General features: G+C 56.3%; 11 protein-coding genes and 3 pseudogenes. 8 read left to right on the forward strand and 6 right to left on the reverse strand.

The features are described from left to right. Positions 1-165: 165 nt before the first annotated feature. Positions 166-2,151, forward strand: a complete 1,986-nt coding sequence (locus tag BHAP_RS00255) for an ABC transporter ATP-binding protein (protein ID WP_211279646.1) — start codon at positions 166-168, stop codon at positions 2,149-2,151. Then, positions 2,144-4,039 (forward strand): ABC transporter ATP-binding protein, encoded by a 1,896-nt coding sequence (locus tag BHAP_RS00260; RefSeq protein ID WP_094728507.1) that lies wholly within the window; start codon positions 2,144-2,146, stop codon positions 4,037-4,039. Before BHAP_RS00255 ends, BHAP_RS00260 begins: the two co-directional genes overlap by 8 nt. 74 nt (positions 4,040-4,113) lie before the next feature. Here BHAP_RS00260 and BHAP_RS12025 read toward each other — a convergent pair. The 4 genes and pseudogenes from BHAP_RS12025 to BHAP_RS00280 form a co-directional block, all read right to left on the reverse strand. Then, positions 4,114-4,422, reverse strand: a pseudogene (locus BHAP_RS12025) (sterol carrier family protein); the annotation flags it as partial. Between the two features lie 665 nt (positions 4,423-5,087). Continuing rightward, positions 5,088-5,648, reverse strand: coding sequence for a PIN domain-containing protein (locus BHAP_RS00270; RefSeq protein WP_094728511.1), 561 nt, complete (start codon positions 5,646-5,648; stop codon positions 5,088-5,090). A 19-nt stretch (positions 5,649-5,667) separates the two neighbouring features. After that, positions 5,668-6,081, reverse strand: coding sequence for a helix-turn-helix domain-containing protein (locus BHAP_RS00275; protein ID WP_094728513.1), 414 nt, complete (start codon positions 6,079-6,081; stop codon positions 5,668-5,670). A gap of 995 nt (positions 6,082-7,076) precedes the next feature. Then, complete coding sequence (locus BHAP_RS00280) at positions 7,077-7,466, reverse strand: PH domain-containing protein (RefSeq protein ID WP_094728515.1); 390 nt, start codon at positions 7,464-7,466, stop codon at positions 7,077-7,079. Between the two features lie 244 nt (positions 7,467-7,710). Here BHAP_RS00280 and BHAP_RS00285 point away from each other — a divergent pair, with 244 nt between their 5' ends. Then, positions 7,711-10,155, forward strand: a complete 2,445-nt coding sequence (locus BHAP_RS00285) for a glycogen/starch/alpha-glucan phosphorylase (protein WP_094728517.1) — start codon at positions 7,711-7,713, stop codon at positions 10,153-10,155. 382 nt (positions 10,156-10,537) lie between these two features. Here BHAP_RS00285 and BHAP_RS00290 read toward each other — a convergent pair whose 3' ends face one another. Beyond that, the gene (locus BHAP_RS00290) at positions 10,538-10,768 is read right to left on the reverse strand and encodes a hypothetical protein (RefSeq protein WP_094728519.1); all 231 of its coding nucleotides are present in this window, start codon (positions 10,766-10,768) and stop codon (positions 10,538-10,540) included. Positions 10,769-10,982: 214 nt separating this feature from the next. Here BHAP_RS00290 and BHAP_RS00295 point away from each other — a divergent pair, with 214 nt between their 5' ends. From BHAP_RS00295 to BHAP_RS11570, 4 genes and pseudogenes are all read left to right on the forward strand, one after another. Next, positions 10,983-11,774: a rhomboid family intramembrane serine protease gene (locus BHAP_RS00295; RefSeq protein WP_094728520.1), complete on the forward strand. Its 792-nt coding sequence runs from the start codon at positions 10,983-10,985 to the stop codon at positions 11,772-11,774. A gap of 481 nt (positions 11,775-12,255) precedes the next feature. After that, positions 12,256-12,519 (forward strand): annotated as a pseudogene (locus tag BHAP_RS12060) (SAM-dependent methyltransferase); the annotation flags it as partial. Positions 12,520-13,347: 828 nt separating this feature from the next. Further along, positions 13,348-13,645 (forward strand): annotated as a pseudogene (locus BHAP_RS00305) (SAM-dependent methyltransferase); the annotation flags it as partial. A 128-nt stretch (positions 13,646-13,773) separates the two neighbouring features. Then, the gene (locus BHAP_RS11570; RefSeq protein ID WP_158216393.1) at positions 13,774-14,283 is read left to right on the forward strand and encodes a THUMP-like domain-containing protein; all 510 of its coding nucleotides are present in this window, start codon (positions 13,774-13,776) and stop codon (positions 14,281-14,283) included. A gap of 612 nt (positions 14,284-14,895) precedes the next feature. On the opposite strand, the gene crgA is transcribed toward BHAP_RS11570, so the two are convergent. Further along, positions 14,896-15,384: a cell division protein CrgA gene (crgA, locus tag BHAP_RS00310; protein ID WP_094728522.1), complete on the reverse strand. Its 489-nt coding sequence runs from the start codon at positions 15,382-15,384 to the stop codon at positions 14,896-14,898. A gap of 87 nt (positions 15,385-15,471) precedes the next feature. On the opposite strand from crgA, the gene BHAP_RS00315 reads away from it, so the two are divergent. Further along, complete coding sequence (locus tag BHAP_RS00315) at positions 15,472-16,242, forward strand: DUF881 domain-containing protein (protein ID WP_094728524.1); 771 nt, start codon at positions 15,472-15,474, stop codon at positions 16,240-16,242. The last annotated feature ends 113 nt before the right edge of the window (positions 16,243-16,355 follow it).

Genomic DNA, 16,355 nt, shown 5'->3' on the forward strand with positions numbered 1-16,355 from the left:
CAGAAAACGCTCGCTGAGAACACTCTCAGCGAGCGTTTTCTGCCACGCGGCTGCTGTATCGCCGTGTGCGTTTCGTCCCCGATGTTTGACGATTCGTCACGTATTGCACACGTGCCGCGCGATCGTGGTCTATCACTGGATGATAGATAAGCGAAAGGAATGTCAATGTGTGACAACATCGAAGAACGACAACGCAACAGCGATTCGTCCGAACCGGCATCCGGCGAACCTGCATCCGCAACCGTTCCGTCGCCTGAATCGACGCCAGTATCCGGCACACCGTCACCCGCTCATCCAGCAGCAACCCCGGCAACCCCCCGCTACTCCATGTGGTCCACCACGCGCTTCATGCTGCGCATCGCCCGCGAATCCGTCCCCAGCGTACCGGTATTCGTGCTCGTGCTTGCCGCAGCCGCCGCAGCCCGCACCACCACGGAAATGTTCGTGGCCCCGGTAATCCTCAATCGCATCGAAACGCATGCGTCGTTGCCGAGCATGCTGCTCGCGATCGGCGGCTTTACCCTGCTGCTCGTCGCGCTCGCCGCCACCTACGACTGGTGCGAAACATACACTTCGCTCGGCCGCATCGCCGTGCGCGTGCGCGTGCTGGAAAAGATCGGCTTGAAAACCGCGAGCACGTCGTACATCAACACATTGGACGCGAACTTCCGCGCGAAAGAAGACAAATCCACAAAATCGTGCATGAGCAATAACAGCGCCGGCGAGCAAGTGTGGACAACCTATACCGAAATTTGCACGAACGTCATCGGATTCGTGCTCTACCTGCTCGTGCTGTCGAGCCTGAATCCTGCACTGATCGCACTGGTACTGGTCACTGCCGTCGCCAGCTATTTTTCCAGCAAACGCATCAACGAGTGGGGGTATCGCCATCGCGACGAGGAACAAACTGCATTCGGCCAGTTCTACTATCTGCAGCACAAGGTAGCCGGCGGCCGCGATTACCGCGAGTATGCGAAAGACATCCGTATTTTCGGCCTCCGCCCGTGGATTATCGAGTTGCGCAGCGGCATCATGCGCACGTTGCAGGCGTTCTATACCAAGCGCGAGCGCATCTACATGTGGGCGAACGTGATCGACGTGGTGCTGACGTTCGCGCGTAACGGCATTGCGTACGTGTACCTGATTTGGCTGACGCTCAGCGAAAACCTGCCGGCGTCGCAGTTTCTGCTGTATTTCACGGCGATCAGCGGTTTCGCAACGTGGATCACCGGTATTCTCGACAAGTTCAGCGAGCTGAATAAAGAGAGTTTGGAGATCGCGCAGATTCGTGAGTTTTTGGATTGGCCAGAGCCGTACGATTTGGACAGCGGTGAGCCGATCACGAAGCAGCCGGGTCACTTGTACGAGATTCGACTGGATCATGTCTCATTTAGGTATCCGAATGCTGATCACGATACGTTGCATGATATTAATCTGACGATTCGGCCGGGCGAAAAGATCGCCGTGGTTGGTTTGAACGGCGCCGGCAAAACCACGATGATCAAGGTGATCTGCGGTTTTCTGGACCCGACTGCCGGTCGTGTACTGCTTGACGGCGTGGATATTCGCACGTACAACCGCCGCGATTACTACACGCTGTTTGCGGCTGTATTCCAAGATTTTTCCGTACTCGATACGACGGTTGCTCAGAATGTGGCGCAACGGCTCGACGGCATCGACATGTCGCGTGTGCGCGCATGTCTTGATGAGGCTGGACTGACGGACAAGATCATGTCACTGCCGGGCGGACTGAACGCGCACATCGGTCGGCAACTGTTCGAGGATGGCGTCGACCTGTCCGGCGGGCAGACACAGCGGCTGATGTTGGCTCGCGCGCTGTACAAGGACGCGCCGATACTGCTGCTCGATGAGCCGACCGCCGCGCTCGATCCGATCGCCGAGAACGATATTTACCAGCATTACAACCGTATGACTCAAGGTCGCACGAGCGTGTTCATTTCGCACCGGCTTGCGTCGACGCGGTTCTGCGATCGGATTCTGTTTATGAAAAACGGCCGTATCGCTGAGGAAGGGTCGCACGATGCGCTGCTCGCGGCGGGTGGCGAGTACGCGCAACTGTTCAACGTGCAAAGCAAGTATTACCGCAACGACGAGCGCGATGCGATGAAGAAGGCGGATGACGATGAGTGATACGAACACCGAAACAAACGCTGAAAATGACGGCCTGCTGCAAGCATGGCGCTACCAACTGCGCGCATGCGGCCTGTGGTGGCGCATGCGTCCTCAATGGTTCGTCGCGACCGTGCTGGACGCGCTGCTTCAGGCGGCCGTCCCGTACGCAACGATCTGGTTCTCCGCGCAGCTCATCAACGAACTCGCCGGTCGTCGCGACCCAGCCGCGCTCAAATCATGGGTAATACTTATTCTTGCGACTGCCGTAGTACTGACGTTGGCTGCTGCCGCCTGCCATCATTGGAAAGCCGCCGCGGACGATACGATCGAGCTCGACCGCATGACTGTAGTTTCTGACAAACTCATGGATCTTGACTTTCCGGTAGAAGACGATCCGCGTACTTTCGACACGGTGTCAAATATCGAGCAGAACGAAAACTTTACCGGCAAAGGACTGCCGAGCACGCAGACGATTCTCGAACAGTCGTTGCCTGCCGTGTTCCAGATCATCGGCGGCATCGCACTATCCGTATCGTTGTTCACGTCCACCGTGTCGGCGGACGCGGGCTGGCTTGCGATATTGAACAGTCCGTGGTTTGCGCTGGCGATGGTTGCTGTGCTCGTCGGTGACATTATGCTGTCGACAGCCTGCTATGTGCACGGCGACCATTATTGGGTTGATTACGCGGAGTATGGCCGGTTTGGCAACCGTATTTTCCGTTTCTTCGGTATGTTGTTCGCCAATGACAAGCGCGCGATGGATTGCCGCGTGTACGGTCAGTTCGAGCGCGTGGCGATACCGTTTTTCCGGGCGAATAATATGTTCGATCTCCACTCCCCTGCTTTGCGCCGGATTTTCGGCCCAATGTCACGATGGATCGCGTTGTCGGTTGCCGTGAACACGATGCTGATCGGTATCGTGTACGTGTTCGTGTGCCTCAAAGCGTGGGGTGGTGCGTTCGGCATCGGGTCGGTCACGCAGTACGTGGGCGCGATTACGACGATGTTCACCGGCCTGTCCGCATTGCTGGAGCGAATCGGTGACATGCGCAATAATGTGCCGTTCTTGAAGTCTGTGTTCGATTTTCTCGATACACCGAACACGATGTATCAGGGGTCGCTCACCACTGAAAAACGCGCCGATCGAGAATATGACGTCGAATTTCGAGACGTTTCGTTCCGCTATCCGAACGCGCCGGCCGATGCGTGGGCCTTGCGTCACGTCAACCTACGATTCCGTATCGGCTCGCGGCTTGCGATTGTCGGCGAAAACGGCAGCGGTAAAACCACGTTCATCAAACTGCTGTGCCGACTGTACGACCCGACCGAAGGCCAGATTCTGCTTAACGGTATCGATATTCGCAAGTACCGCTACGACGAGTATATGCATATTTTCGCGGTCGTTTTCCAAGACTTCCGGTTGCTCGCGCTGCCGATCGGACAGAACGTTGCCGCGAGTGCGCACTACGATCGCGCTCGCGTAACCGACTGTCTCGAAAAAGCTGATTTCGGTGATCGGCTCGCCACGTTGCCGCGCGGATTGGATACGAGTTTGTACCGCGAACTTGACAAGAACGGCGTGCAGATTTCCGGCGGTGAAGCGCAGAAAATCGCGATTGCGCGCGCACTGTACCGCGACGCGCCGTTCATCATTCTCGACGAGCCGACCGCCGCGCTCGACCCGATCGCCGAAGCGCAGATTTACGCGAAATTCAACGAGATTGCCGGCGACAAAACCGCCGTATACATCAGTCACCGACTCTCCTCATGCCGATTCTGCGACGACATTGCGGTGTTTGACCACGGTTCGATCGTCCAATTCGGCACGCACGACGAGCTCGTCGCCGATGCGGCCGGCAAGTACCACGCCCTATGGCACGCCCAAGCCCAGTACTACGCGAAGTGAGTTCTGGTGTCTTGGCGGTCGCGGCTCGCCGACAGGCGAGCCAGTAAAACGCGTGCGTATTGTTGATCGTCACATCACAGCGGCAACAGATCGCTCAAATCGTCGCGCTCGCCGACTGCGGTGATATGACCGGCGTCCTTTTCTTGCGCCCACGTCGTGATGCCAGCCGCGAGTCGCAACCACACGTCAGGATCGAGTTCAATCACGTCCGGTGGCGTGAGATTATGCGGGTCCGACGCCGGACCGTCGAGGATCTTGATCGCCCCCCACGGTGCCACGCGCACCTCCACGCCCGGTCCCGGCGCTCGACGTTCCAATAGAAATAAGGTATATCGCACTGCCATTGCCCACACTGGTCGTGGCAGCTCCGGACTGATCGACAGGGCGGATGCATCGGCGTCGTTCACATGGTCGGGTTGCGCAGCATTCGCCAGTGTGTTCTGCGTAGCCGGTGACGCGCTCGCCGGTGCTGCGACTGACGGCTCCCCTGCTGCTGACCGGTCATATGCAGCGATTCCCGCTCGCACCGCGTCACCGCCAGCGTGTGCCGCAGCCTGTGCTCGCGCCGCCTCAACCCACTGTCGCCACGCGCGGCGACCCTTTTCCATATCCTGTTCCCGAATCACAGCCATAGCCACCATTGTGCCATCATCACGCCCGCCCTACGAGTCGCATAGCAGTCCAGACATTTCTGTAGTGGCGGTTTTCTCTCACTGACAGCCTCGTAAGCGAGCGAAAACCGCCACTGCCCAGATCGCGTGGCGGAAAACGCTCGTTGAGCGCTCCTTAGTGAGCGAAAACCGCCACTCGGAGTATGATCGCGCACCGCACCGTCGCCCGGCATGTCAACGGGAGGATTTAATAGTGTCAAGAGTTCGTTTACGATGTCTCGGCTCCCCTTGAAGGACGTTGCCGTTAAGCAAACAGCGGAGCTGTTTGTAGGCAACGTGCTCGCCGACAGGCGAGCCAATAGAACGTGCGCGTAGCGCGTCTGAAATTGCTGGTTCGTTGCCGTGAAGCAAACAGCTTCGCCGCTAGTTCAGTCTTCTTATCGAATGAACTGTTCCATGCTGTCAGCGAATCTATTAAGACGTAGTTTACGTAGATGTTTCAGCTCTTCATTCATGGTCCGCGGTGGGTTGTCCTTACTGGCAACGACGTCATTCATTACGTTCAGGACGTTTTCTTGATCATGCTCCAGCATCATGGTCAGGAACTCGTCAGGATGAACGGCTGCTACTGCATATCGTTCAAGGTTCTCGGCTGGAAAGTCTTTGAGATTGTAAGTGACAATATAATCAGCATCAGCTACTAAAGCAGCAGCAAGGACGTGCCTGTCATCTGGGTCTGGCAGGTCAAGTGTCGATTCGAGTTGATTCCACCCATAGATGCAGTGAGTGGGATTCATCGGTGTGATGAATGACAGCAAACGATCTGCTTGCTTTGGTGTCCGTCCTCGGCGCTCGATGAGGGCGCGACGAGTCTCTTCTAGAATACGCTCAGACCATACGGCATCAATCACCTGCTCTTCGTCCAACGTGAGCATGATATCGAGCAACCAAATTGCGGGAAATATATTTGCATCGAGCAATACGACGGGTTTCGCCACGGTGAGGCCTCCAGCTTATTCAGTCAAAATCGGCGACGTAAGCCGCATCATCCTCGTCGTATAAGCCCATCTCTGTGGCTGCCTGACGCATTGATGACAGGGATTGCCTCATCTGTTCACGCTCGCATCTTTGGTAGTCCATTACATCGGTTACGTTGACCATGCGACGGCCGGTGGTCCCGTTACGAGTGAACGGAAGACGGCCGGAGTCAAGGATGCGCGCCACTGTACGAGACGAGCAATTAAGTAATTTCGCAGCCTCGCCGGTCGTAATCATATGGCGCTGTCCCATTACGCCGAGTGCCGCATTCAAAGCAGCTTCATATGCTTCGGCGTTTAACGCAACCACGTCGCCGTTAGAGCTGACAAGCGCTCGGTCGCCACGTAGAATTGTTGTCCCCTTGTGTTGGGGAGTATCAAGCATGGCAGGCATGATTCCTCCTTACATTGAGATCATGATACCAAATTCCTGACAAAACTGACAATAGTCAGAAATGTCGATTTTTGTTGTAATGCAGGACCTGCCAGCCCCGTGGCTCCCCTGCCAAGGGGGCACGATACAAAGATGCTCGCCTGCAATCACGGACGCGCTACGCGCGCAGTTTGTTGGTTCGCCTGTCGACTTGCACGTCGCATGCAAACAGCTCTGCTGTTTGCTTAACGGCAACGTCTCCTGACAAGGGGACTGAGCAGTTTATCATCAATCCCCCTTGATCTGCTCCCAGGCAAGGGGAACCGAGTATCGAGTACCTCACTCGTCAGTGCAGGCATGTTTGTACCTCACGCGATGGAATTGACCCGTTTCAATCCATCGCGTGGCCTATGTATTTCCGGTATGTAGGTCACGAGATGGTAAAACCTCTATTTTTTCCATCGCGTGATATGGGTAATGCTCACGCGATGGCACGATACCGGTTTCATGCCATCGCGTGACCTCAATTTCCCTATTTTTCAGCGCACGAGATGGAAATTCTAGGCTCTTTGCTATCGCGTGACCATGACCATAATCACGCGATAGCAAAAACACTCGATTTTTCATCCCGTGACTTATGTCTGCGGTCACGGGATAGCAAAACAGCCAATTTTTCCATCCTGTGACCCATGACGACCTGTTCTCGTGATATTGCGGCGGGAGCAGTATGATCATCCGCCGGAAAATCACAGAAACAGGGTGCTTAGCGTGGTATTCCGGCGGTAAATCCGCTTACCTCCGCCGTAATATCACGCAACGTGCCCCTTCAGCGTGACATTTTGGCGGATGATGGCCGATATTCCGCCGGAATGTCACGCTTGAGGGGTGTTTTTTGTGATATTGCGGCGGGAGTAGGCCATTGTTCCGCCGGAATATCACAAAAACAGGGCTGTTAGTGTGACATTTCGGCGGACACGCGGCTACCCTCCGCCGGAATATCACAGAAAATTGGTTCCTTACAGTATTTTGCCAACAACGAAACGTTCGAGAGCTCGCACATCGACGTCGGGCACAAACTCGAGACGAAGCCTGTACGGCATGGACATCCCTCCCAGAACAGCGAATCCCAAATCAGCGAACCACAGTTCTATCTTGGCGTCCGTGGTGACGCTCGTTGCTCGCAGACTCGAATACGGTAAAGTCGAGTACTCTCTCTTCTTGCCGGTCATACCTTGCGCGGTCACGGTGATCAAACGCCGATCGGCGAATACCGCCCAATAATTGTTTGCGCCTTTGAACGCAGCATGTACTGTCTCACCGTCGAGCAGTAACCCGTCGAGAAGCGCGTTAGCCTCCCCAAGATCCGCGTTGCTCATTTTGGTGAATTGAGCGCCGAAATCGATCATGATTCCCCTTCCTTACCCAACGGTCATTGTCAGGTTCCCGTACGCCTCCAGCATATCGGATATCGATGTCCGATATGAACGAGCGTCAACGACAAAACTACGTTGCGTCAAACAGCGCGAACGGGTTGCGATCACACGCAGGAAACGCATACAGACGTCACGTAGCGTTAACCTCAACGTTGGTGACCGGTCACCGCGTCAAGGCATAATAACAAGGGAAACCACATACGGAAAGAGAGTCACTATGACTGAAATTACCGCACCAAAGTCGCCGGTCACGACCGCCGAGTTCGCCGACGAAATTCGCGAACAACTCAAGTACACGCAGAACGTTACTGCCGAGCAGGCAACCGCTGCCGACGTCTATGTTGCTGCGTCCAAGGCAGTGCGCAACCATCTCGTCGATTCTTGGTTCAAGACTCAGTCGGACATGGTCAACGGCAACACCAAGGCCGTCGGCTACTTCTCCGCTGAGTTCCTCATGGGCAAGCAACTCGAGAACGCACTGCTCAACGCTGGCCTGACCGAGCAGTTCGACGAAGCCGTCAAGGAGCTGGGCTTCCAGCCGAAGGACATCGTCGACGCTGAGTACGAGCCGGGCCTCGGCAACGGTGGCCTCGGTCGTCTCGCCGCGTGCTACATCGACTCCCTCGCATCCCTCGGCGTGCCGGCGTTCGGCTATGGCATCCAGTACAAGTACGGCATTTTCAAGCAGACGTTCGACGAGAACGGCAAGCAGGTTGAGACGCCGGATTACTGGCTCAACAACGAAGAGCCGTGGGGTCACATCGATTACAACCGTGACCAGAAGGTCTCCTTCGGTGGCGAAGTTGTCGAAGAGAACGGCAAGAAGGTTTGGAAGCCGGCTTGGTCCGTGCGCGCAGTGCCGGTTGACTACATGGTTCCTGGCTACGAGTCCGGCCGCGTGAACACGCTGCGCCTGTGGACCGCCAAGAGCTACGACGAGTTCGATCTGCTCACCTTCAACAAGAGCGAGTACCTCGACGCCGTCAAGCCGCAGGTCAAGGCTGAGAACATCTCCAAGATCCTGTACCCGGAAGACTCCACCAAGGTTGGTAAGGAACTGCGCCTCGAGCAGCAGTACTTCTTCGTCTCCGCTTCCCTGCACGACGCAATCCGCGTCTTCTACCCGGGCGAAGCCAAGCCGGACCTGACCACGTTCCCGAACAAGATCACGTTCCAGCTCAACGATACCCACCCGGTCATCGGCATTCCGGAACTCATGCGCATCCTCATCGATGAGTACGACTACGACTGGGATACCGCATGGTCCATCACCCAGAAGACCTTCAACTACACCTGCCACACGCTGCTGCCGGAAGCCCTCGAAGTTTGGCCGGCCAGCCTGATCGGCGAGCTGCTGCCGCGTCACCTTGAGATCATCAAGAAGATCAACGAGCAGTTTGAAGACGAGCTCAAGGGCAAGGGCATCGACGACGCGACCATCGAGCGTATGCGCATCTACACTGGCGACTCGGTCCGCATGGCCTACCTCGCCACCTACGGCGGCTCCTACGTCAACGGCGTTGCCGCGCTGCACTCCCAGCTGCTCAAGGATGTCACGCTCAAGGACTTCTCCGACGCATATCCGGACAAGTTCACCAACGTGACCAACGGCGTGACCCCTCGCCGCTTCATCAAGCTCGCCAACCCGGGCCTGTCCGACCTCATCACCGAAGGCCTCGGCACCGACAAGTGGCTCTCCAACCTCGAACTGCTCGAGGGCTTGGTTCCGCTGGCTCAGGACGACGAATTCGTCAAGAAGTTCGCTGCCGTCAAGAACGCCAACAAGCACAACTTCGTCGCGTTCGCCAAGCAGCACTACGGCATCGACGTTGACGAAAACACGCTGTTCAACACGATGGTCAAGCGTCTGCACGAGTACAAGCGTCAGTCGCTGAAGATCCTCGCCGTCATCTCCAAGTACGCTGCCATCAAGAACGGCACCGTCTCGGCTGACGACATCCTGCCGCGCACCGTCTTCTTCGGCGCGAAGGCTGCCCCGGGCTACTACCTCGCCAAGATGACCATCGAGCTGATCAACAACGTCTCTCGCGTTGTCAACAACGACCCGGATGTCAAGGGCAAGCTCGCAGTCTACATGCTGCCGAACTACAACATCGAGATGGCGCAGAACCTCATCCCGGCCACCGAACTCGACGAGCAGATTTCGCAGGCTGGTAAGGAAGCCTCCGGTACTGGCAACATGAAGTTCGCGCTCAACGGTGCACTCACCGTCGGTACGCTCGACGGTGCGAACGTTGAGATTCGTGAGCGCGTCGGCGCTGAGAACTTCTTCCTCTTCGGCATGACCGTCGAAGAAGTTGAGAAGCAGTACGCTGACGGCTACGATCCGGCCAAGTACTACGAAGCTGACCCGCGCCTCAAGCAGGCTGTGAACCTCGTCGCCGACGGCACCTTCTCCAACGGTGACCGTAACGCTTACGCGCCGCTCGTCGCCGACTGGCTGACCAAGGATTGGTTCATGACCCTCGCTGACTTCTCCGCCTACGCTGATATTCAAGGCGAGATCGAGCAGCTTTACCGCGACCCGCTCGAGTGGAACCGCAAGGCCCTGCTCAACGTGGCGAACTCCGGTTTCTTCAGCTCCGATCGCTCGATCGAGGATTATTTGGAGCGCATCTGGCACACCGGTCCGCTCGCCTGACGGCTGCGCGGACGCGGTTTGCCAGCTGCGCGCTGGTTTCTGCCTCACGACTGTCGTCGTTCGGCGTCGCCTACAAACAGTCCTTAACGGCGCGCACTCTGGCACACCGGTCCGCTCGCCTGATTGGTGATATATCCCCGCTTGGCATTTGCTGGGCGGGGGTATTTTTTAGCAGCGAATGGTTCTCAATAAGAAAAGTGTGAGCCAAACGAACAAAATCGGACAATCGCACATTAGAAAAACCGCGGTATTCCGGCACTTTACGAACTGCGATGTTCGATTGACACTATGTCAGGCTCACACTTTTCTTATTGAGAACCATTCGCTGCGCATTTTCCGGGCATAAAAAAATCCCGCGTCGCAAACGGCGCGGGATTAATCATCAGGCTTCAGGCTCAGCGGCCTCTGCCTCCGGCTCGGCGGCTGCCGGCTGCTCATCTTCAGCCTTGTTCAGCCCGAGATCGACCGGCGATGAGCTGTTTTCCCACGGCTCCTCCCACGGATCATAATCCGGGTTCTGCTGCTTGTAGATGTACAGGCCCACCAGACCAGCGAGCAGAGCGCCGAACAGCAGCGCAAAGAACTTCCAACCGTTAGAAGACTTGTTCTCCATGACGGCTCCTTTCCCAATCGTGCGGCCGACTTGCCCGTCCAAGCCAACTCTGTTCCCTATCTTAGGCCGTCGATTGTGACGATTGAGTGGATTTCTTGCCGGCATGTCGTCGCGCTTGGGCAATCTCGCCATATTGGCCGGGTACCCTCCCGTAGTTGCATGATTGTGACGTATCGGTCTGCCAGACTCGACAGGGTTTCGGTAGAGTAGAGGCATGGCATACCACGGTTTTAATCTGTTTCCCAGCTCTCCTTCCCTGCGTGATCTGTTCAACAAGCGCGCGATTCGCTACCACTGGCGCGACAATGGTCCGGTATTCACTACCGCGATTCTGCTGATTTGCGTCGCTATGTGGGTGATCGAACTGCTGCTGTCGATTGTCTGGCCGGGCGGACTAAACGCGTTACTAAACGTGGGCATGTTCCAGCCGATGCTGGCTACGCGTCATCCGTGGACGTTTATTACGTCGATGTTTTTGCATCAGCCGACGTCGATTCTGCACATTTTATTTAACATGTTAACGCTGTGGTCGGTTGCGCCTCTGCTTGAACGCATGATGGGTCACTGGCCATTTTTGGCGTTGTATATGCTCTCTGGCGTCGGCGGTGGACTTGGCATGATGGCGTGGGGCGTGATTTGGCCGGGCGGCTCGGGCTGGATGAGTGCGGCGTATGGTGCGTCTGGCGCACTGTTTGGTTTGTTTGCGGCGATGTTGGTTGTGTATCGTCGCATTGGTGCGGATATCAGTTCGATGATGGTGTGGATGGTGATTAATTTCGCGATGCCGGTGGTGGTGCGCGGGATTGCGTGGCAGGCGCATGTGGGCGGATTCGTGATCGGCGCACTGTTCACGTGGCTGTTGGTGTCGCCTAAACTCACGTGGTCGCGCGGCAAGAGTTTGCAATATCGCACAACCGTGTATGGAACGGCTGTGTTCGTGCTGCTGCTTGTGCTGATTGCACTGTGCAACCTGTTTAATCCTTTAGGTGTTCTCGGACTGTATTAATACGTTAACGTATTTATGATGCAGGATACTGGCAGGCCATTGTGGAATTACAGGCGTGTAGTTTTCCACATAATGTGGAAAACCTTGTGGATAACTTGGGTATAACTCTGGAATATTGGTGGATAACTCGTGGATAAATGCATTACTAATGTACATCTCAAGTGCAGTATCCGCAGAATTGCAACGATTATTGATTGTGGATAATGTGCATAACTAGTTATCCACATCGCTGTGGACAGCGCCACGGCGAATGTTGTCCACATAATGTGGATAACTATGGGGATAACTCGTGGATAACTCAGTTAATATCGGTGGATAATTGGTGGGCATCCGGTGGATACACTGTGGATAATCGGTGGATAACTCACCATAACCATTGAAATTCCGCCATTCTCGTCTGTGGATAAGTCCGCGGCGGTAAATCACTCAATAATCTTTACTAATCCCCAGCCCATCCCGGCACACAGCTACCCTAAAAGACATGTTGATGTCGCCCGAAACTGCTCAATTCGTTGCCGTCCACCGCACCGAAGACGTGCGCGATCTTGCGCTCAAAGCCAAGCGCACCGACGGCCTCGACCTACCGTTCGCGCTCGACCAAATCGCCGGATGGCAGACAGCACAAACCAAACTGCCTGAATGGGCGGCGTGCGACGGCATCATCTACCCGCCACATATCTCAATGGAACAGTGTTCATCCCAGTTCACCGCCCGATACAAAGCCGAAGTTGCGCGCCGCATCGCTGCACCAAGCGAATTGACATCGTCGAAACTACCCGATCCCGCCGTGCCAAGCGCATCGCAAACTGAGCTGACCGAGCAGCTTACGCCGGTAACGCCAAGTACGACACCAGTAACACCCGAAGTACCGGTCGCGCAGAACGCATCGAATGAGCTGAAAACATCAGCCGTGCCGACTGAATTAGGCACTTCGTCAGCGGCGAAAACATGGGAAACCTCGTCCGAACCGACAGTCCATGCTGCTCAAGCTGCCCAAACTGTGCCGAGCGAGCCACAGACGCAAATCACAACAGCGTCGTCAGCACCCGCCGACACGCAACCGCAACCACTCCCCGGCTGTCTCGTCGATCTCACGGGCGGATTCGGCGTGGACTGCTCCTACCTAGCTCGCGTGTTCGAGCACGCCATCTACGTCGAACGTCAACCGCACCTGTGCGAGCTGGCCGAGCATAATATGCGCGCGCTCGGCCTGAATCATGTGACAGTCGTCAACAGTGATGCGGAAACAATACTCGCCGACTTGCGCAACGCACATGCCCTCGCGCAACGCGCGGAATCTGACAGTGCGTCAACATCATCCTCAACACCGTGCCCGCAAGCTGGTGCTGACGTCGCTAATACCGTGGACCATACAAACGACGCTCTCGTAGCAGATTGTGTCGCAATGTCATCCTTAGCATCGTGTCCACAAACCGATACGGATGCTGACATTGACGCGGATCGTGCGGAAAACAGTCATTCGGTGAGCAGCTTGTCAACTCATTTCCAACCCGGCGCCGATCGCTCGCACCCAGCGACAGTCGACGAACCAACCGGCGCTACGACCCCGCCCATACCCCTCATCTTCATCGATCCCGCACGCCGTGATGCGCACGGCGGTCGCACCGTTGCGATTGAAGATTGCACGCCGAACGTGCTCGCGCTGCGCGACCAACTACTCGCCGCCGCGCCGCACGTCATGATCAAACTGTCTCCGATGCTCGACTGGCGTAAGGCCGTGGCCGACTTTCGTGGCGCGGTCGCTGAAGTTCACATCGTTGCGACCGGCAACGAGTGCAAGGAACTGCTGCTCGTCCTCGACCGCAACCGCAATACGCACGTGCGCGTGTACTGTGTCAACGACAGTGATCGACTGGACGTTGACTACGATTTGCAGTCCAACAAATGTACCGCTGACTTGACTACGTGCGCGGCAACCGAGTCCAGCCGGTTCTTCGGTCAGTTCGTGGCGATCAGCGGTCATGACAATGCTGCTGGCATGACCACTGTCGCCACTGCCGCGTCGCAGCCGACCGCCGCCGAGTCCAGCCAGTCCAGTCAGTTTGCGCCGATAAACAACCGCGACGATTCAGCCGACGCCGCTGTCGCGCCGCAACTGACAGCCGAGTTCAGCCGCGCGCCGCAGACGATCACGTATCTGTACGAGCCGAACGCGACGATTATGAAAGTCGGCTGTTTCGCGCTCATCGAGGACCACTATCATGTCGCACAGATCGGCCCGAACAGTCACTTGTTCGTTTCCAGCGAGCCGATCACCGATTTTCCGGGACGTACGTTCGCAGTCGACACGATCACGACGCTCAGTAAGCGGGATGTCAAGTCCGCACTTGCCGGCGTGACGCGAGCGAATATTGCGGTGCGTAATTTCCCGCTTACGGTCGCGCAATTACGCAAGAAACTGCGGCTCGGCGACGGCGGGGACGTGTATCTGTTCGCGACCACGCTCGCCGGAGCCAAGCACGTCCTGATTCGCTGTCACAAGCCGTGATGGGGGGATTGAGCGATGACTGCGCGCTATCTCTTATGCCAGATTCTGCGCCAGAAATTTGTTCGCTATGTTCGTGTGGCTCCCTTTGTCAGGGGAGCCGCACTAAAACGCTCCATGAGCCAGCTCGTCCTGCAATTATGGACACACTTTGCACTCCCAGCAAGCGTAACTGCGCGCAAAATCCATGCCTGCGCGCACTTACGCTTGATTTCAGCCCCAAAAATAAGCGTAAGTGCGCGCACGTATCGTGATTGCGCGTAGTTACGCTATCTACGGGACTTTACGGGACCATTGTGGGCGCGTTACAGAACAACGAAGGCCGTAACTGAGCATCAACGCAACGTTCTCATTGAGTTACGGCCTTCGCAAGCCCTACAGACGACCGTAACTCAATGAAAGGGACGTGATCCTGCTCAGTTACGGCCCTCTGGAAGGCGTTTGGAGGCCGTAACTCAATGAAAGGAACGACTTGGTGCTCAGTTACGGCCTGATGACCGAACGGCACGACGAGACGACGACGTGCCGACGACGTACCAACGACGTACCAACGACTAGCGGCCACAAAAAAGCGGGAACCCACGCAGAGTTCCCGCTTAGAGGTACTGACCAGACTCACCGCCACCACATGGTCATAATGAAACCGACCATGATAATCACGAACGCGATGAGCAGATTCCACGCGCCGATGCCCGGAATCGGATAATTCGAAGTGATGTAGTAGCAGACTGCCCAAATCAAGCCGATAATCATGAGCGTGCAGAACAGCGGCACAAACCAGCGCGGATTCGACTTCGTCCCCTTAATCGTCTCCTCAACGCGCTTCGTGTTCTCCGCCTGACGCGCCATCATGCGCTGCATTTGCGGGGTGAGTGCGGCCTTGTCGGCGGTGGCGTTGAGTACAGCCTCCACCTGATCCATCGGTACACCGTACGTTTCGTCGTCGGTTGAATCGGTTGAGTCGGTTGAGTCGGCCGAACCTGTGGCCGAAGCGGCCGAAGTCGAGTCGTTAGTCGCAGTCGTATCCTCGTCCGCTGCAGTGCCAGCCGCGGTACCCTTATCGCCGGTCTCGGCCTGCCAGTCTTTCTGCTCGGTATCTGCCATGAGCGTAGTCTCCTTTATGTAGGCTAAACGTCATAATAGTGGCTAGACTCGAATTCAGGAACAAGTAGCTCGACGTTCGGAGGAAGCATGGCGAAACATACCGGTAGGCATGTCGCGAAGCGCTCGTCGTGGCCCAGTGGCGTCGCTATGTTCCTTGTCGTGGCGTTGAGTGGGTTCCTGCTGGCGACGAACGTGCGTATTAATCGCACGGTGGTTGTGTCGTCGGACACGGCTGATTTGGTTGAGCAGCGCGTCCGACAGGTCGATCAGCTGCAGAAAGATATTACGAAACTCAGCTCGCAGATCGAAACGTTGAAGGATTTCGCTGGCACTGATAGTTCGGACGTATCGAAAGACAGTGAATCGGCCGGTTCTGGCACGATGCTCGCGGCGGTGCACGGTCCGGGAGTCACGGTGACGCTCAACGATTCGCCGCTGTGGGAGAACATGGTGGATAACTCCGGTTCTGCTACGAATATCAACGATTACGTGATTCATCAAGAGGACGTTGAGTCTGTGATGAACGCACTGTGGGCGGGCGGCGCCGAGTCGATGATGATTCAGGATCAGCGTGTCCTGTTCAATTCGGCGGTGATCTGTCAGGGCAACGTACTGCTGTTGCAGGGTCGTAAATACTCGCCGCCGTACACGATTTCCGCGATCGGACCAACCGACGCGATGCTCGACTCGCTGAAAAATTCGAGTGCGATGAAGATTTTTCAAGAATACGTGAATGCCTTTGGCATTGGTTATAAGGTCGAGACGAAGGACGACCTGCAGTTCCCGGAAACGACAGCGCTACTTCAGTCGCTGCAATACTCAAGCGTCGCTACGACGCAGGAAGCGGATGCACAGTGAGACACGCAAAGAACGGCAATATACAGTCTGATGATGCGATTGAGTTGGACTCGCTCGATCAGATTGGTGATTTCGCACAGCCAGAAGGGGAGCGGACAGCTGATCTGCCGCGA

The sequence above is a fragment of the Bifidobacterium hapali genome (assembly GCF_002259755.1).
Lineage (GTDB): Bacteria > Actinomycetota > Actinomycetes > Actinomycetales > Bifidobacteriaceae > Bifidobacterium > Bifidobacterium hapali.